Here is an 18,051-nt window from a genome sequence, read left to right as displayed (position 1 = left end):
CGCGCGACATGCTGCGTGCGCCGCAGCCGCTCGGGAACAGACCAAAGGAGATAATCCAGTGAGCTTCCGCTGCATCGACGCGTTCGCCTTCGGGGACCGCGTGTATCCCAACGGGTTCCAGGTCGACGGCGACGACCCGATCCTCAAGACCCACGCCGGCCACTTCGCCGAAGTCGACGAGAACGTCGCCTTCCGCGCCGTCGAACAGGCGGTGGCAGAGCCCGGCGGCCTGCGCGCGGCACCCAAGAAGACGCCCGCCAAGAAAGCCCCGGCCAAGGCCGCTGGCACCAAATCCACTTCCCCGGAGGACGACTGATCATGCGCACCCTCTACTCGCAGTCCCTGGCGGTCAAGGCCCTCGCCTCGGGCACCGTGCAGACCGGCACCACCAACGGCGTCGCCATCGACACGGCGCTGTACAGCAACAACTTCCGCGACGTCGTGTTCGTCATCCACTCAGGGACGCTGACCGACGGCAGCTACGCGGTAACGGTCGAGGAGTCCGACTCTAGCGGCTCCGGATATGCCGCGGTCGACACGTGGCGCGTCCAGGGGTCCCTGCCGACGTTCGCGTCCACCGACGACAACGTGTGGAACTCGTTCGGCGTCCGCCCCAACAAGCGCTACGTCCGGATCGTCATCACGGCCACCAGCGCCACCACCGGCGGCGTCCTGGCGGCCACCGCGTTGCTGGGCAGCGCCGGCAATAACCCGGTCGCGCGCTCGTAGCCGATGGCTGAGCTGGCCCCCGGCGACCTACCTGCCGCGGTCCGGGCCCGGTTCGCCGACCCGCCCGCTGCGCAGGCGTCCATCGACTCCGCTTTGGCCGCCGCGCGCCGGTACTGCGGCTGGCATGTCTCTCCGGTGCGCACCGATGAGGTCCTGGATCTCGACGGCCCAGGCGGCTGCGTGCTGTCGCTGCCCACGCTGAACCTGGTGTCGGTGGCCTCGGTGACCGAATGCGGTGACTCCGTGGACGTGTCGAAGCTGGACCGGTCGCGCCGCAAAGGCACGCTCACCAAACCGTTCGGCCGCTGGACCGGTCGCGACGGCGCGATCAGCGTCACCATCACCCACGGCTTCACCGAGGCCGAGGCCGCCGACTGGCGAGACGCCATCCTGGGGCTCGTCGATACACGCTCGCAGGAGTCCTTGCGCGACAGCCCGGACCTCAAGAGCAAGAAGGTCAACGTCGTCGAGTACGAGTGGCTCGAAGACCAGCTGTCAACGGACGACCAGTTGGCTGCGGTTCTGTCTCAGTTCCGAATCCTGCCCAGCCCCTAAGCGTTTGGAGGAACACCCAATGGGCCTGTACAACGTCATCGCGCCGTGCGCGTTCCTGGTCGACGGCAAGACCGTCCATCACACCCGCGCCGGCGCACTCGTCGACCTCGACGACAAGCAGGCGGCCACCCTGGTCGAGGCCGGCCAGCTCGAGCCGCATGAGCACGTGCACGTCGCGGTCGGTGACAGCAAGGCCGACGAGACCACACCGGCGCGCACCCGCGGCAAGCGCGCCGCCGCCGAGGGCGAATCCGAGAAGTAGTCCGGCTCATGGCAGTCCGCGCCATCGGCGGCCAGCGGATCGGCATCGTCACCGACGTCCAGAACCTCGACGTCGACGATGCGCCGGTCGTCACCGAGTTCGGCGAGCCGGAGACCACCGAGAGCGTCGTGTGGTGGGACGGCTGCGTGCTCAACACGCAGAACGTGACCGAGAAGCAGGGCTTGACGGTGTCGACCAGTGAGACGGCGCTCGTGGTCGGACCGGTCGACGGCGACCAGATCCCGGCGGTGGACGACGACGGCGAGCCGGCACCGCTGGCAGTCGCGGACCTGAAGGCCGACCGCAAGCTGCGCCACGACGGCCGTACGTACGTGATGCGCGGGGATGCCGTGCTGTGGAAAGACTTTGGCGGCCGAGCCTCGCATGTCGAATGCTTCTGCGAGCACCAGGAGGGCTGAATGTCCGAGCTGGACAAGCTGATTCCCGACCTGGACCGCCAGCTCAAGGCCGACGCCAAGGTCAACGCGCAGATCGACAAGTTCATGACGGATGTGGTTGTGCCGGAGTGGAAAGAGCTCGCTCCGGTGGACACCGGCGAGTACCGGGATTCGATCAAGGTGACGAAGTGGGCCGTCGGCCTCAAGGGCCGGGTCAGCGCCACTGACGATAAGGCGAACCTGATCGAGTACGGCACCGAGGACACCCCGGAGTTCGCGCCGCGCGCGAAGCTCGAGGCTCACTTCAACCATCCCGGGCCCGCGGCGCTGTGACTCAGCCCCAACTCGGGCGCACGGCGCCTAATGCTGTTGCGTTCGTGATCGCGTGGCTGCTGCCAATCGCCGACTCGCCGCTGAATGTCGGCTCGAAACGGTGGAAGGCCGGCGGTCCACTGCCGTACTTCATGGTCAACCGCGTCACCGGCGGCAACGACTTCGTCAGCGACCTGCCGACCATCCGACTGCACACCATCGCCGCGTCGGAGACCGAGTGCCAGCGGCAGATGGACCGCGCGTCGGCGCGGATGATGGTGCTCGTCGAGGACCCGCTGACCGACGTTCTGATGACCGACAACAGCATCGCGAACTGCGAATGGTGCGAATGCACCGAAGGGCCGCGGCCCGACCCGCCGCCGTACTCGTCGGTGATGGCCACCGACCCCGCCTCCGCTGCCGTCGCCAGGCTCGTCACCACCTGGGCCTTGAGTCTGAAGTTCGCCAACGCCTCACCCCCCCTGGGCTGAGAACCAATCGCCCTGCAGATCGCAGGGGTCTGTTCGCCGGATTCCCTTCCGGTTCAACCCATCCCGTGAAAGGAATGAGTAAATGTCACAACCGGCAAATGGCGTCAGCTTCAAGGCGGCTGGGCTTGCCTACCTGGACAACCTCCGGATCCGTCGCGGCGGCCGGTGGGCGATCGCGGTCCGCGACTACAACGGCGCGGACACCAACATCAGCCCCGGCAGCGCGTTCGGCGCCCCGATGGCGCTGGACGGCAACTGGCGCGACGACCTGTTCGCGATCAAGAAGAACTCCGACGGCAAGTGGGTGTACAACACCGCGCCCAACCTTGGCTTCTACCCGATGGCGACGCTGCACCCCGACGGCATCGAGCGTGCGCCGAAGATCGACAACGACAACTTGGAGATCCTGCAGTCGATCGACCCGGCCCGCGCGGACATGCAGAAGCGCGACAAGACGCTGATGTTCACCCCGCGCGAGAACGTGCCGTGGGTGCACTGCATCCAGTACAACTTGCCGCTGGTCGACGTGCTACACAGCGCTGCGGGCTCGGGCACCTACTTCCAGGGCGAGTCGAGCGACCCGGTCTTCGTTCCGCGCCAGGTCATCGTCATGCACGAGGACACCATGGGCGGCAAGATCGAGCGCAACGCCTTCCCGATGCCGTTCTGCGTCTTGACCGACATCGGCTCGCAGAAGGGCAACAAAAAGGACCCCGACGAGGCCAAGTTCACGCTGACGCGGCTGATCGACCCGTTCTTCGTCGACTCGCTGGGTGTCCCGATGATCGACGGCCGCTGGACGTCGGGCCCGCTGTGGGATGAGGGCGTGGTGCCCGCACTGACGTTCACCGTGGACGCCCCGGTCGGCACGCCGACGGCCGCCACCACGGCGACTATCGCTGTGCGCGTGCCGATCGGCGGCACCTCGCCGTACACCTACGCCACGGCCAAGTCGGCGAGTTCGTCGATGACCAGCCCGTCGGCACCCACCGGCGGCGCGTCGCCCTCGGTGTCCAACGGGGTGGCGACATTCAGCCTGACCGGCCTGACAACGGCGACCACGAGCTACTACCAGATCACGGTCACCGACGACGACGGCGCGACCGCCAAGACCGCGGTCGTCTCGATCACGCAGCCGTAGTCCCCCTCAAACCGTCCCGGCGGGCGTGGTCGGCTGCGCCCGCCGGGGCTTCACCATGCGCAGCCACAGCCGACAACCCTCACAGCCGAAAGGATTTCAGCCGACATGACCAAGCAGGACAAGCCCGACCAGCCGGTGGCCGACAAGCCCAAGGATGACAACGGGCGCCTCGCGCGCGAGCAGGCGGAAGCGTACAAGAGTGTGTTCGAGCCTAAGCCGCTCACGCTCGACGACGGAACCACGCTGATGATTCCGCCACATCCGAATCTGCGGCTCATGGACGACGACCGCCTGTCCGATTACGACGAGCTGATGTTCGAGACCGAGTCCTACGACCGCGGCCCCGAGATCTACATTCCCGAGCAGACGGTGAAAGACCGTGCGGGCAACGAGATCAAGCTGCCGTCCGAGACGCGCCCGGGCCCGCTGCTCGAGCCCTACCGCAAGACGGTCGACGGCGTGACGACGCTGATCAAGCCGCCGCACTCGGTGCGCGTGGTCCAGGCGGTCCTCGGCGAGAAGGACTACGAGCGGCTGCGCGCGGGCGGTAAGTCCTCGGCCGACGTGTGGCGGATCTGGAACCAGCAGAGCCTCGACGTGGCAGCTCGCGAGGAAGACGACTCGAAAAGTGATGCAGGCGCTGGCGTTTTGGAGACAGTTCCCGCGTCAGATAGCCAGTGATCTGCGCCGGTACTTCCACGCGCACATTTCCGACTGGCATCAGGGCCGGATGAGCAGCTACGAGCTGCTCGAACTGTTCGGGGCCTCGGTGGTCGACGACGAGAAGACCAAGACCCGCACGATCTACGCCGACTTCCCGCCCGAGGACGGCGCGGTGGCCGGGGCCATGCGCGGCGGTGAGCCGGCCGAGTGGAAGCAGGCGGTGCTGCAGGTCGCCAATGAGTCGTCGGTGCTGCGGGCCGCGTACGTGCCCGACGCGCAGGCCGACGAATACGGCGCCCGGCTGTTCCTTTCGGCGTCCCGGATGCGCGAGCGCGCGGACGAACACGAGCGCAACAAAAACCAACCCAATGAGCCCGGCGGGCTCTATTCGCTCTGGCAGGAGGTGAGTTAGAAATCGCCATACATGCTGAGATCCTGGCCAGGCTCGACGAGCGCGCCGCCGACGTCGCCGCCCGCCGCCTGGTAGCGCGCTTCGCCAAGGCCGGTGGCGTGTCGGGTGAGGCGTTCAACCAGGCGATGCAGGCCGAGATGGCCCGCACGAAGCTGGGCGAGGAGCAGATCGGCAAGGCCCTGGAACACCGCCTGGGCCTGGCGGGGCAGCGGGCCGGGCAGAACTTCGGCACGGGCTTCGGCGGCCAGCTCGCGCGCTCGCTCCCGGGTGTCAGCAGTGTGCACTCGCTGCTCTCGGGTTACGAGGGCGCGGGCGCCAAGGCCGGGGCGCTGGCCGGTCGCGCGCTGGGCACGGCGTTCACCGCGGCCGCCGGCGGCCTCATCGGCGCCGCGGGCTACACCTTGTTCAAGGGCTTCGAGCGCTACGAGGCGATCGACGCCGCCACCCACCGCCTGCAGAACCTGAGCAAGACCCTGCAGGCGTCGGGCCAGGCGGGCATCGACGTCGCGGCGGTGATGAAGACCGTCAACGACGTGGTGACGGGCACGCCGATCGCGCTGAGCCAGGCGATGGGCGCCACGACCGTGGCCCTTGGCTCGGGAATCCAGCAGGGCCAGCAGCTCAAGCAGTACCTGACCGATATCGCTGACGCCGCAGGCTATTCCGGGCGCAGCTTCGACGAACTGGCGTTGGTGTTCGGCCAGGTGCAGGCCAAGGGCCGGCTCATGGGCGAAGAGACGCTGCAGTTCATGGAGAAGAACATCCCGGTGGCCAAGTGGATGCAGGACACCTTCAAGCTCACCGGCGACCAGTTCCAGAAGATGCAGGAGAAGGGCCAGATCAGCCTGTCGGCGCTGATGAAGGCCATCGAGCAGCACGCGGGCGGCATGTCCAAGGCCATGGGCGAGACGATCGAGGGCTCGATCCAGAACGTGAAGACCTCGATCGGGCGGGCGGGCGCGAACCTGCTGGGCGCAATGTTCGGCACCCCGTCCGAGGGCGGCAACCGCATGGTCGAGGTCCTCAAGGCCATCCAGCAGAAGATGGACCAGCTCGGGGCGTGGGTTTCCCAGCACCAGAACGAGATCCGGGATTTCTTCAAGAATGCGGTCGAGGTCGGCGGGGAGCTGCTGCATGTGCTGGGCGACATCATGAAGGCGCTGGGTCAGCACAAGGAGCTGATCTACGGCGTGGTCGTCGCGTTCGGCGCGTGGAAGACCATCGAGGGTGTCGCGGCGCTGATCACCAGCCTGAAAACGATCAACACGATGCTGGGGATCACGATTCCAGCATCGGCCGCGGCCGGGGCGACGAAGATCGCCGCGGCGTTCGCAGTGGCCGGCACCGCTGTCGCGGAAGTGTTGGCGCTGATGAACATGGGCGGCGGCGAGCGGGGCGCTAAGCGCGACTACACACCCGGCGCACCCGGCGCACCCGGAGAGCTAATCAAGGCGAAGCGCAAGGCCGAGGAAGAGTATCGCAAAGCGCATGGCGAGGGTAAGGACGGCGAGGGAAAGTACGGGAAGATCCCGAAGGGCTACCAGCAGTGGCTTGAGGGCAAGGGCCCAATTCCGCCCGAACTGGTGCCGTACTACCACGAGCCGGTCAAGCCGCCTGGCCCGACGCCTCCGGCAGGACCCGGATGGGGGCCGATGCACCGCTGGCTCACGCAGGGTCCCGGCGCCCCTGGCGGCGGCGGCCTGGGTGGCCCCGACTTCCTGGACCCCCGCACCACCGGCGGCCCGCACCTGCCGAAAGCCCCTGTGGTGCCGTACGACACGACGCTGCCGCCAGGGTTCGGCAACCTGCCGATGTCGTCGTCGCTCTACGGCGCTGAATCCAGCTTCCTGGACGCGCGGCACAAGCTGGCCGAGAAGCGCGCCCGACTCAATCAGCTCGAGCACGACGCCAACGCGACCGAGCAGGACATCCTCGACGCCCGTAACGACGTCGTCGAGGCCCAGCGCCACCAGGAGCAGGAAGAGCTGCGGCTGTTCGAGGCGCGCGACGACATCTTCAAGAAGCAGAACAAGCAGATCAAGGACTGGCTGTCCTCGATGGGGGAGCTCGGCGCCGCGTTGGATCAGGACTTCGGGGTCAGCAAGGGCCTGGCGGGGATCGCGGAGAACGTCACGAAGTTCATCGCGACGCTGGCGGCGGCGCCGCTGTTGGGCGCGTTGAAGGGCGCGCAGGCGGCCACGGGTTACGAGCCGGGTTCGGCCGGGAGCGGCCTGGCGGGGATGATGGCCAGCTCTGGACTGTTCGGGCCGCGGTTCATGGCCCACCCCAGCGATCAGGGCCGGGGCGGTCATCCGGCCGCAGGTGCCGCGGGCGCCGCGCCCATCAGTGGGCTGAACTGGGATGCGCTGGCGCAGGCTGAGGCGGGCGGCCGCTGGAATGATCGAGACAGCGGGCACAACGGGCACTACGGCGGCCTGCAATTCGACCTGCAGACGTGGAAGTCCGCCAAACCTCCCGGCGCCCCGGACAACCCGGCGGACGCCACCCGTGAGCAGCAGATCCAGGCGGGCCAGAACGCGCTTCGTGCGCGCGGCGGCCCGCAGTCGCTCTGGCCGCAGACCTGGGGTCAGCTCGGCTGGCAGCCGGGCGGTGCCGCGCCCAGCGCCTACGCTGCCCCGGGTGGCGGTGGCGGGATTCCGTACGGCCTCCCGGCCGGAACCGACATCCGCCAAGGCAAGCCCGGCTTTCCCGACTGGGTCTACCAACTGGGCCGTTCGTTCGGCCTTGAGCCGAGCACCTATGCCGGACATCAGGAGCGCTCGGGTCAGAACCGGGGCATCGACTGGTGGCCGGCGGGCAAGGCCAACATGTCCGGTGCTGGCTATACGCCCGACGAGCTCGGCCGCCTCGACGCGTTCTCCCAATATCTGGCGAACAACGGGCTTGCGGAGCAGGTGATTTGGAGCAATCCGCAGAGTGGCATGCAGGTCGGATTCCCGTTCAACACCGACTATTCCGGCGACTACGGCGACCACCACGGCCACGTCCACACCAGGTTCGGGCAGTCGGCTCCGGTGCCCGGCGGCGGTGGTATCCCAGCCGGTCCTAGCGGCATGCCGGGCGGGGGCGGCGCCCGTGGTCCGCGCTTCCGTGGCGCCGGATTCGGCGACGGCCCGGGCGGGCCCGGCGGTCCGGATGTGCCGCCCGGTGTCGGCGGCGTCCCCGGCCCGGGCCCGATGGGCGGCCCCCCTCCGGCTCCCAATCAGGTCCGCATCGGCGGTGAGGCGCCCCCGGAGGGCACCGGGCCCGGATTCGGTGGCCCCAGCGGGGGTCTGTTCGGCCTGCTGGCTTCCGCTGCAAGCTCTGCGATCTCCGCCGCCGGCATGGGGGCTGATGCCATGGGTGGCGGTGGCGGCGGATCGGCGGGCGCCGCGGTGGCCAACGCCGCCATGCAGATCGGCGTCCAGGAGATCAACCGCGCGATCGCCTACGGCGGCCAGGTGGCGGGCATCGCGGTGCAGGGCCTGCAGGAGACGTTCCTGCCCGCCGGGTCACAGCTGGCCACTAACAACTGGCTGACGAAGATCGGCGGCGCCGTCGTCGGCGCGCGCCCCGTGCTGCCCAACATGTCCGGCAAGAGCGCCGGACAGGACCAGGACCCCAACCAGCCGCCGAAAGCCGAAGACGTTGTCGGCCAGGGCGGCCCCGGCGGCCAGGGCCGAGGCATCCCCGGCCAGGAAGACCCCAACACCAAGAACATCGACCAGAGCAAGAACGTCACGAACAACCTCACGATCAACGGTGCCCAGATCAACAACGAAAACTCGATGGGCAACACGCTGACCAACCAGCTCACGGCGATGTACGCATGACGACGCCGATCCGCTACCCCGAGGGTTTGACCCCGCATGGCGAATACCACCTGCTGAAGGGCGATTTGCCGTGCCTGTCACTGTGGTCGCCGGATGACTCGGTGGAGTTCCGGCTCATGGGCGGTACGGCCGCGCCATTCCACGACCCCCGGCAGCCGGCGATCATCGTCAAGTCCCTCAAGGGCCTGATCCCGCCGTGGCAGCTCATCACGCAGAAGGGCGCCACCCAGCACGGCGCGACGACCGTGGCGAACCTGTTCGACCCGTGCGAGGTCAGTGCCGAGCTGGAAATCATCGGCCCCGACGCGAAGGCCACGCGCCGGATTGTGCGGGACTGGATCGCCAGCAACGAGCAGATGGAAACCAGCGAACTCGCCTGGTTCACACCGGAACTCGGGCGATGGTGGACCGATGTGCGCTGGCTGAAAACGCCACCGGACATGCTGCGCGGCGCGATCCACAACCGCCAGACCTTCACTCAGATGTGGCAGGTCGACGACGCGTTCTGGCGGTCCTTCGACAGCATCGACAACTTCGCGCTCGCCTATGATTCCAGCTCCGACGTATTCGATTACGTCGCAGACGATCTCGGCGACGACTGGGAAGTCGACTACTCCGGCACCGGCGGCGGCTACATCAAGGCCACCGGCCACGGCGCCGCGTGGATCGACGACCCCGACGACCCGATCCTCACCGGCGGCCGCACCGTCGTGTGCCGGCGAGCGGACTTCGACACCGACACCGACAACCAGATCGTCAGCGTCACCCTGGGCAGCTTCCCCGAGTGGTCGTTCCCCGACAACGCCTCGACCTACATCTGGGGGCGGATGAACACCGCCACCGGTGACATCGGCGACGTCGGCACCCGAGTACGCATCGGCCTGGGCCTGATGGTCCTGTCGCGGTTCATCAACGGCGTCGAGGCGGTGCTGCGGGTCAAGCCGATCCTACCGCCACGGAAGGGCGAAACGTTCACCCTGGTCTGCGGATACGAGGGAAACCCGTTCCTGTACAAGGTGAAGCGCAACGGCGTGGAGATCATGTCCTGCGTCGACAAGGGCGCGATGGTGGGCGCGGGCTACCGCGGCGCCGGGTTCGGCATGCACGCGGGCGCGGCGATCCTCACCCAGGCCACCCCGGCGTCGGTGAGTAAGTGGAGCGCCGCCGACAACGCCACCGTCACCCAGTCGGGGTTCGTGAAGCTGATCAACAACGGCGACCAGGTCATGCCGCCGCGCTACACCTGCTTCGGCCCCGGGATCTTCAGTCTCGGCAACGGGCCGGGTGCAACGGAATTCGTCGAGTTCGGGCCGCTGCTACCCAACCAGGTGATGCAGGTCAACACAGACCGGGAAAAGCGGCCCGTGGTTGACATGACGTCGGTGGCACCGACACCGCAGGAGCTGAACAACTTCAAGCAGGCGCTCAAGGACTTCCTGAGCTTCGCGACCGCCGGCAACGTGCCGCCGCTGCTGCAGCAGATCGAGTCGGTATTCGGCATCGTGCCCCCACAGGGCCACCCCTACAGCCTGCTCTCGGGCAGCTTCAGCAATCCGATCCCGGCGAAGTCTCCCGGCAAACCGGCCGAGTATCAGCACATTCCGGTGTCGATCAAGAACGGAAACGCCGACTCGATGATCATTGCGTCGGGGACGCCGTTGCGGAGATACCCGCTCTAGCCATGGCCGTAATCATCAACGTCGTCCCCACAACGGTGACGACGGGCCTCTGGTGTCCGCGGTGTCTCAAGCCCAGCGGCTACGCGGCGGCACTGTGCCTGCTGACCACACACGGTGTCACGGCGCTCGGCGTCATCCGCAAGTGCGATGACTGCGGCGCACCACTTTCCGAGGATGCGACGTGACCGGCGACGAGCTGGCGCGCCTGAACGACCAGCTGCAGCACGGCACGATCGAGCAGCGCGCCGCGGCCGCCGACAAGCTGGCCGAGATCAACTCCGCGGTGTCGCTGGACTTTCAGTTCTTCGTCAACGACCGGCTGTGGAACCGTGTCGGCCCGATCGGCGGCGACCTCATGCAGGGCGACGGCACTGATCCACGCAACAACGTGCCGACCTCAACCCTCCAGGTCAAGGGCACCTCGGATCTCGTCGAGACCTTCATGGAATGCCGCAGCACCCTGGTCGGGGTCGAGTGCGAAGTCGGCGGAATGACGTTCCCGTTCTACGTCGACAAGCACGGCTGGAAGATGGAGAACGCCGCCTGGACCTCGACGCTGTTCCTGCGCGGCATCTGGGACATCCTGAACTACCTGCAGATCTGGCCGGTGTGGTTCATGCCCTTGGCATTTCAGCCGTTTTCGCACGCGATCTTCGTCGCGCCCCTGGTCACGCTAATCGAGAACATGATCTCCGAGTGCGCGCTGCGAATCCAGTCCGGCCTTTGGGAATTCGTCAACAACGTGACCTCGCTGCGAGGCGATGTGCGCGCATGGTTCGGCACGCTGCTGCAGTCCAACGGCAACATCCTCACGATGCTCAAGACGCCCATCTACGTGGTGCGTCACAACCCGTTCCTGGACACGTCGCCGCTGTACGCGCGGACCGTTCGGATGGAGTCGTGCGGGACGGTGATCATCGACATCACCAAGCCGTACGGCATCGACGTCCGCGTCGACCTGTGGCGGCCCGGGATGCCACAACCCGACCGGTGGGCCAACCTCGATCAGGTCACCTATGTCGTGACGGTCACCGACCGCTCTCAGGTCGAAGGCCCGACGAAAACCGCGCTGGACTCGGTGCTGCGCACCGTGGTCGACCTGCGCGGCTCGCTATTCAGCGAGGAGCTGGTGCCGCTGTTCGGCCAGAACAGCCAGTGGGCTCCGCAGGGCGTGTACGTCGCGCCGAAGCTGGGCCTGAACTTCGTCAAGCCGCTCGTGGTGGTCGTCGCGCCGCGGCCGGGCGAGGAAGACGCGCACAGCCCGCTGATCTCGTGCGAGATCTTCGACCACACGCCAAAGGGCTGGCAGCACATCATCGGCGGCAAATCGCCGAAGTGGCTCAACGACCTGATCAACGCCACGCTCTCGTGGCTGATCGACAGCCTGATGATTCTGATCGGAATCGCCGGCATCCCCGGAGACCTGCTGGCTGGCTTCATGAACGACACGCTGCTGGCGTTCCAGATGATCGAAATCTACAGCCGCAGAGACAGTGTCGGCCCGTATCACCCCGGCATCGAGGTCTTCACCCCGACGAACTCCGCCCCGTACAACGTAGAAGCCCTGTTCAGCTTCATCAACGCGATTTGGGATAGTAGGGGTTACACGTCGGCGCAGGTGATTCTGCGTCACAGCTCAGTGATCGCCCTCGGCCGCGACCTCGCGCGCGGCGGCCTGATGTCGCTCGTCTACGCCTCACCGTCGGGCGCCCAGAAGATCTTCACCGACTACATGGAGCTGATCCTGTGGAAGATCAGCCCGACCGAGCGCGAGCTGCTCATCCAAATCAGTGACGGCAAGGGCGAAGAGGCGCCGCTCGCGCGGCATCAGCGCGAGATCACCGGCCTGCAGGAAGCCCTGAACGTCGTGACCATCACCCCGCAATCGTAAGGAGGCTGAGTTGGCTGTCGAGCCGTGGCCCACCGTTGTTGTTGACGACAAAGAGTATTGGGAAGTCGACATCAAAGCGCGCCTGCTGAAGGAGTCCGACCCGAACGCGCAGATCCTGTTCCTCGTCGGCACGCCGACGGGTGGCGTTGGCAGCGTCGGCCCGCTGGTCAAGGGCGACTCAGGCAAGCACGCCGAGATCGACCCGGAAGTCATCACCACCGTCCTCGAGGCCGACGACCCAACCCCGGATTCGATGTCGTGGTCGACGATCACACCGCCCGACGACGACACTCCTGGCGTCTGGCAGCTGAATTCCACGATGCGCAAGGGCCCGAAGGGCGACGACGGCGACACCACGCTCGATCCGAGCGACTACAGCGAATCGCCCGTGGCGGGACAGATGCTGGTCATCAACGACGACCTCGACGGCTTCGAGCTGGCCCCGCAGAAGATCGCCAGCCGCCACGTGCCGGCCAGCATCAACAGTGTCCCGTCGGGCAACGCCAACTTCACGATGGCCTACATCGCGATCACGGCCAAGCCGTTCGACTGGCGGCCGATGGTGTTCGCGCAGACCGTCATCACCGGCACCGGCTCGGACGTCGCGGTCGATCTTGTGGCACGCCTCGGGGGCGAGACGGACGGCAACGTGATCGGGCGCTGCGTCGGCCTGGCCGGCGATAAGGACAGGCTCACGATCGTCTCAGCGTGCCCGGCGAACAGCGGTGACAGCTACGACCGGGTGAGCGCGGGGAACTCGGCGGTCATCTGGTTGCGGACCGAGCGCCGCTCGGGGTCTGACACCTATGTCGCCAGCAACTCCACAACGATCTTCGAAGTCTGGGCGATCCCGGTCTGACAATGACTGAGACACCGCCGATTTGGGCGACTGCGGTCCCCAACTATCCGATCCACAACCAGCCTCCGCGCGCCGGCGGAACGCCGGAACTACCGAAGCCCTGGCAGAGCATGCAGGAGATCATCAAGCAGCTCGTCGACGCGTTCCTGGGGAAGGTCGCTGTCGCGCTGGGGGCGATCGAGATCTTCGGCTGGCACCCTTACGACGCGCTGGTCGAGATCGGCGACTTGATCCACGGCGCGGTCTCCGGTGACCTGTTCGACAACCTCCGGTCCAAGATCGCCACCGGCCTGGGCCTGATCGCCGACACCGCCGACGACATCCATGACGGCCTGAGCGACCTGGTGGGAAACCTGTTCGGCGGCTCCACGATCGGCACGCTACTGCAGGGCGCGGCGATACCGAACCTGCCCGCGAACATCATCACCAGCGGCGTGTTCGACCTGATCCACCTGCCCGACATTCCGGCGTCGCTGGTGACCTCGGGTGAGTTCCTACAGGACCTGATCCCGGACCTGGACGGGTCGTGGGGCAAAACCATTGCAGGCGGCCTGGTTTCGGGGATCACCGACATTGAGCAGGACATCGCCGACCTCATTTATCAGGCGGTGCACGGCGGCAGCTCGACGGGCAATGCAGTGTCGACGATCAAGACGGCGCTGCAGAATTTCCCGGGCTCGAATCTGGTGGGAAGCGTTTCGGCGTCGCTGGTTTCGGGGTTGTTGGATGCGGCGACGAACATCCCGAGCCTGGCCGCGAGCATCATCACGTCCGGGACCCTGGGGACGGGCCGCATCCCCAATCTGCCGGCCAGCATCATCACGTCGGGCACGTTCAATACTGCGCAGATTCCGGCGCTCGCGATTTCGGCGATTACCAGTCTCTCGGGCTATTTGACGAACCTGACGTCCGGCGGTGCGTGGTCGGGCGCGTTGACGTCGGCGGCCACAGTCGGCGGGACCGCGATCACGACGCTGCTGGGCAACATCACCAGCGGCGGCCTGTTCGACTCGGGCAAGCTGAGCAACATCACGGGCCTGATCTCGGGTTCGCTGATCCCGAATTTGCCTGCGTCCATTATCACTTCGGGCACTTTCACTACCGGTCTGATCCCGAACCTGGCGGCGTCGATTATCACCAGCGGGACGCTGGCGGTGGGGCGGATACCGGACATCACCGCGGCGATGTCCAGCGACATCCAGAACGTTGTGGACTACCTGCACCAGGCGGTCAACGGCGGCTCCGGTGTCGGCAACCTGGTGACCACGATCAAGACGAACCTGCAGTCGGTGTTCAACAACCTGTTCGGCTCGACATCGCTTGGGACGGTGATCAAGAAGGCCGCCGTGCCGAACGTCACACGCGACATGTCGACGGATATGCAGTCCGGATTCGACACCGTGGTTAACGCCATCAGCGGCGGGTCCGGGTCGGGGAACACGGCTGCGGACATGACGCCGCAATTGACGGCCATCCCGAACACCAACGTGCTGATTCCCCCAAACCCCGGCAGCGGGATTTCGCATGACGCGACCGCGAGCCTGACGACCGCGACGGGCAGCAGTACGTCGTTGACGGCGTCGGGAACCTTGACGATCGCGGCCACCGCGGACTACGCGATTGTGCGATTCTCGATCATCATTTCGGGAGCGTCATCGGTCGGCGCCTACACCGTCACAGTGGGAGGCTCCCCTGCCACGCAACTGAACGCCGATGTGACGTTCCTCCCTAGCGGGGACGTTCTTGCCTCCCTGATCTACGGAATCAAGAACCCGCCGACCGGTGCTTCCAAGGCGATCAGCGTGAATTTCACGGGTGACGCTGCCGTCTACATCATCGCGGGCTCGGCAAGCTCCTACATCGGCGTCAAAGGCGTCGGCACCGTGTCCAGCAACACCGGCGGCAACAGCAGCCCGTCGCACTCGTCGGTTGCCTCCGCTACCGGCAACGTGGTGGTGCAGCAGTTCGCGGTCAGCGCTCTCTCCTCGGAGACGCTGTCGTCCTACAACCAGACGAGCCGCTCGAATCCGGGAAGCACACTGGCCTCCGCGATCTCGCGGTACCTCGCGGTCCTCGCCGGGGACGCGGCCGGCGCAGCGACCGTGTCGTTCTCCGCGACCGCGTCCTACACCACCACCAACCAGTGGATCTCGGTTGCGGTCAACCTGATCCCGAAGCCCCCCGACACCATCGGCTCCGGGATCTCCCGTAACCGCACCTCAACCGGCACCGTGTCGCTCACCGCGAACGGGACCGCGCAAATCCTCTCGTCCAGCGGGTTTTTCGGGAACCAGGACCAGGCCACTGCCGACTGGACCTACACCGCAGCGGGGAACATCTACACCGCGTCCTACGCGGGCTGGTACACGGTGGATTACGGCCTGCTATTCAACAGCTCGCTCGCGCAGGTCCACCGGCTCGTGCTGTTCAAGAACGGGTCCGCCTACAGGCAAGGAAGCGGCGGTCTGGCATCAGCCGACCGGGTGTTCCACGACTCGTGGACGATCTACCTCGCTGCCGGGGACTACATCCAGCCCGGCTACATCGTCGCCTCCGGGTCACAGTCCGCTACCGGAGAAGCCAGCGGTGTCATCTCCTACTGGGCCGCCGCACTGGCGAACCGGAGTGCGGCCTAAACCGTAAGCAGCCCAATCGAAAGAGACTCGAATGACAGAGATCCAGATAACCCGCAAAGTCGACACCCTCGCCGCCTGGGGTGACTTCACCGACATCGACGACGCCAACGCGGCCCTAGAGGAACTTCGCACCACCTACGGCGCCAACCTCCACGGCACCACCACCGTGTTCACCCTCGCCGAAAACGACGTACCCCGCTGGCAAATCACCCTGCCGCTCGCCGACAACCACTCCATCTACGTCGGCGAGAACCTCGAGGACTGGATGCCCACCTACCTCGTCTGGAACGGCCGGAACCTGCTCGTCTACACCGCCGCTGACCTCGCCGACAAGTTCAGCATCGCCAAGAAAGGAAAGTAAGTGCCCGACAGCCCAAACCGCTCGACCCGCCGCGCCGCCGCGAAACCCGCAGCCGGACAGAAGGAAACAGCCACACGCACGCCGACTGCCGCGAAGGCCCCCGCGAAGAAGGCCGCGCCCGCGCCGTCGGCCACCAGCGTCGCCGCCCGCGTCAAGAAGCTCGAACGAGAACTCGCCGAAACCCGCTGGTGCTTCGCCGAACTCCTCTGGAAAGCCAAAGTCGCCGCCGCCAAACAGATGCTCAACGACCCCCGCGTCCAAGAAGCACTCGCCGCCAAAATGATCGCCGAAAACCCCCAACTCGGATAGGACACAACGATGTTCGTCGTCGCACCCGTCGCCCGCAAAGAACTCCCCGACAATCCCACCGAGTATGGGCGCCACTTCCCGATCGTGTTCGAGCACGACGACCAGCCCCACAGCACCGCGCCGATCGCGTTCCGCGACACCCGCGAAGACGCCGAGAAGTTGTGCGCCGCGCTGAACAAGGTGCTCAACGGGAAGTAGCGGCGTGCCATGAATACCCCGCGCGCCATCCCTCTCGAGGCGCGCTGCCTGACCTGCGGTTGCCCGGCCGCCGATCACACGCCTCTGTGTTACGCGATTCGCGTAATGGTGCTGCACCTGCTGCCCGCTGCGATCGCGAAACAGATACGGCCACTGCGGAAATGCTCCGTGAATCACTGAGCGAAATCGCCATGTCCGCGATCTTCGCCACCCTCGGACTCATCATCCTCGGCTACTGCTACCGAGCCATCCACCACGACCACAAGAAAGACCACCGATGACAGCACCCACGCGGCGGCCGAACCCGCTCACCGGCGAACTCACCCCCGAAGCGAAAGCCGAACTCGCCGCGGTGTTCGCCGACATGAACCACCGCTACGGCGGCCGCCCCATCCACGGACCCGACGGATGGCTGCGCATCTCGGACCGGCCGCACCAGGTTACGGAGAGGCTGCTGGGGAGATGAGCGCCGACCAGTACGCCGCCGACGTCCTGCAAGCAGGCCGCGACCTCGGGATCACCCCCCGCGGAATCGTGATCGCCTTCGCCACCGTCTACGTCGAATCCGACTGGCTGAACTACGCGAACTACAAAGTGCCCGAATCCATGGCGATCCCACACGACGCGGTCGGCTCCGACGGCTACAGCGTCGGGCTGTTCCAGCAGCAGGTCGTGCAGGGAAGCAGCGGCTGGTGGTGGGGCGACGCCGCCACCTGTATGGACCCCTACCAGTCCGCACGCCTGTTCTTCGGCCGCCTCGCGCGCCTGGACTACAACGGCCCCGACTCGCCCGGCTCCTACGCGCAAGCCGTGCAGCAGTCCGCGTTCCCCGACCGCTACGACGAGCGCATCGGCGACGCCCAAGCCCTCTACGACCGAATCACCGGAGGAACCGTGACCGCACCCGCCGTCGACCCGAACCGCCCCGACTTCAACGAGTTCCCGAAGTGGTGCGACAACAACAGCAGCCGCGGCGGAACGAAGCCCGACCTCCCCCTGATCCACACACAGGAAGGCGGCGGCGGCGACCGCGCAGCCGAAGACCTCGCCGACTTCCTCATCTCCACCGAGAACGGCCCCAACCCCGTGTCCTACCACTATGTGGTCAGCCAAGCCTCCGACGGCGGGGTCACCGTCATCGACGTCGTCGACACCGACCAGGCATCCTGGTCCGTCGGCAACAGCAACAGCCGAACCATCAACCTCTGCTTCGCCGGTAGCCGCTCGAGCTGGACCCGCGAGCAGTGGCTGCAACAGGCCAACGCGATCGACGTCGCCGCCTACCTCCTGGTCCAGGACTGCCTCAAGTACGGCATCACCCC

The 18,051-nt window shown here is 66.5% G+C and carries 21 protein-coding genes; all 21 read left to right on the top strand.

Annotated elements, in window-relative coordinates; all coding sequences use genetic code 11:
• Positions 1-58 precede the first annotated feature (58 nt).
• A complete protein-coding gene (locus tag AC5Y5V_RS29490) occupies positions 59-316 on the top strand; it encodes a hypothetical protein (RefSeq protein ID WP_499942390.1) in 258 nt (85 codons plus the stop codon).
• A 2-nt stretch (positions 317-318) separates the two neighbouring features.
• On the top strand, positions 319-729 hold the full coding sequence (locus AC5Y5V_RS29485) for a hypothetical protein (RefSeq protein ID WP_499942389.1): 411 nt from the start codon (positions 319-321) through the stop codon (positions 727-729).
• Positions 730-732: 3 nt separating this feature from the next.
• Positions 733-1,284 carry a hypothetical protein gene (locus tag AC5Y5V_RS29480; RefSeq protein WP_499942388.1) on the top strand — a complete coding sequence of 184 codons (552 nt, stop codon included), beginning with the start codon at positions 733-735 and terminating at the stop codon, positions 1,282-1,284.
• Positions 1,285-1,303: 19 nt separating this feature from the next.
• Positions 1,304-1,546 (top strand): hypothetical protein, encoded by a 243-nt coding sequence (locus AC5Y5V_RS29475; protein WP_499942386.1) that lies wholly within the window; start codon positions 1,304-1,306, stop codon positions 1,544-1,546.
• Positions 1,547-1,554: 8 nt separating this feature from the next.
• Positions 1,555-1,965: a hypothetical protein gene (locus AC5Y5V_RS29470; protein ID WP_499942384.1), complete on the top strand. Its 411-nt coding sequence runs from the start codon at positions 1,555-1,557 to the stop codon at positions 1,963-1,965.
• Positions 1,966-2,277 (top strand): HK97 gp10 family phage protein, encoded by a 312-nt coding sequence (locus tag AC5Y5V_RS29465; RefSeq protein WP_499942382.1) that lies wholly within the window; start codon positions 1,966-1,968, stop codon positions 2,275-2,277.
• A gap of 44 nt (positions 2,278-2,321) precedes the next feature.
• Complete coding sequence (locus AC5Y5V_RS29460; RefSeq protein WP_499942380.1) at positions 2,322-2,747, top strand: hypothetical protein; 426 nt, start codon at positions 2,322-2,324, stop codon at positions 2,745-2,747.
• 82 nt (positions 2,748-2,829) lie between these two features.
• A complete protein-coding gene (locus AC5Y5V_RS29455) occupies positions 2,830-3,888 on the top strand; it encodes a hypothetical protein (RefSeq protein ID WP_499942378.1) in 1,059 nt (352 codons plus the stop codon).
• A gap of 105 nt (positions 3,889-3,993) precedes the next feature.
• Entirely contained in the window at positions 3,994-4,569 is a 576-nt protein-coding gene (locus tag AC5Y5V_RS29450; protein ID WP_499942376.1) for a hypothetical protein, read from the top strand.
• 49 nt (positions 4,570-4,618) lie between these two features.
• On the top strand, positions 4,619-4,963 hold the full coding sequence (locus tag AC5Y5V_RS29445) for a hypothetical protein (protein ID WP_499942374.1): 345 nt from the start codon (positions 4,619-4,621) through the stop codon (positions 4,961-4,963).
• 98 nt (positions 4,964-5,061) lie between these two features.
• On the top strand, positions 5,062-8,796 hold the full coding sequence (locus AC5Y5V_RS29440; protein ID WP_499942372.1) for a transglycosylase family protein: 3,735 nt from the start codon (positions 5,062-5,064) through the stop codon (positions 8,794-8,796).
• Entirely contained in the window at positions 8,793-10,475 is a 1,683-nt protein-coding gene (locus AC5Y5V_RS29435; RefSeq protein WP_499942369.1) for a DUF7257 domain-containing protein, read from the top strand. The genes AC5Y5V_RS29440 and AC5Y5V_RS29435 overlap by 4 nt, the downstream gene beginning before the upstream one ends.
• 2 nt (positions 10,476-10,477) lie before the next feature.
• Entirely contained in the window at positions 10,478-10,660 is a 183-nt protein-coding gene (locus AC5Y5V_RS29430; RefSeq protein ID WP_499942367.1) for a hypothetical protein, read from the top strand.
• On the top strand, positions 10,657-12,366 hold the full coding sequence (locus AC5Y5V_RS29425) for a hypothetical protein (RefSeq protein WP_499942364.1): 1,710 nt from the start codon (positions 10,657-10,659) through the stop codon (positions 12,364-12,366). The genes AC5Y5V_RS29430 and AC5Y5V_RS29425 overlap by 4 nt, the downstream gene beginning before the upstream one ends.
• A 10-nt stretch (positions 12,367-12,376) precedes the next feature.
• The gene (locus AC5Y5V_RS29420; RefSeq protein WP_499942362.1) at positions 12,377-13,225 is read left to right on the top strand and encodes a hypothetical protein; all 849 of its coding nucleotides are present in this window, start codon (positions 12,377-12,379) and stop codon (positions 13,223-13,225) included.
• A 2-nt stretch (positions 13,226-13,227) separates the two neighbouring features.
• Complete coding sequence (locus AC5Y5V_RS29415; RefSeq protein WP_499942360.1) at positions 13,228-15,861, top strand: beta strand repeat-containing protein; 2,634 nt, start codon at positions 13,228-13,230, stop codon at positions 15,859-15,861.
• A gap of 31 nt (positions 15,862-15,892) precedes the next feature.
• Positions 15,893-16,222 carry a hypothetical protein gene (locus AC5Y5V_RS29410; RefSeq protein ID WP_499942358.1) on the top strand — a complete coding sequence of 110 codons (330 nt, stop codon included), beginning with the start codon at positions 15,893-15,895 and terminating at the stop codon, positions 16,220-16,222.
• Positions 16,223-16,531, top strand: coding sequence for a hypothetical protein (locus AC5Y5V_RS29405; RefSeq protein WP_499942356.1), 309 nt, complete (start codon positions 16,223-16,225; stop codon positions 16,529-16,531).
• Positions 16,532-16,540: 9 nt separating this feature from the next.
• Complete coding sequence (locus tag AC5Y5V_RS29400; RefSeq protein ID WP_499942354.1) at positions 16,541-16,729, top strand: hypothetical protein; 189 nt, start codon at positions 16,541-16,543, stop codon at positions 16,727-16,729.
• 277 nt (positions 16,730-17,006) lie between these two features.
• The gene (locus AC5Y5V_RS29395) at positions 17,007-17,195 is read left to right on the top strand and encodes a hypothetical protein (protein WP_499942352.1); all 189 of its coding nucleotides are present in this window, start codon (positions 17,007-17,009) and stop codon (positions 17,193-17,195) included.
• On the top strand, positions 17,192-18,051 hold an 860-nt coding region (locus AC5Y5V_RS29390; RefSeq protein WP_499942350.1), incomplete at its 3' end, for a peptidoglycan recognition protein family protein. The genes AC5Y5V_RS29395 and AC5Y5V_RS29390, both read left to right, overlap by 4 nt.

It is taken from the genome of Mycobacterium sp. NGS68 (genome assembly GCF_059812195.1).
Note: the sequence above shows the minus strand (reverse complement) of the source record. Positions and strands in the feature narration are given on the sequence as shown.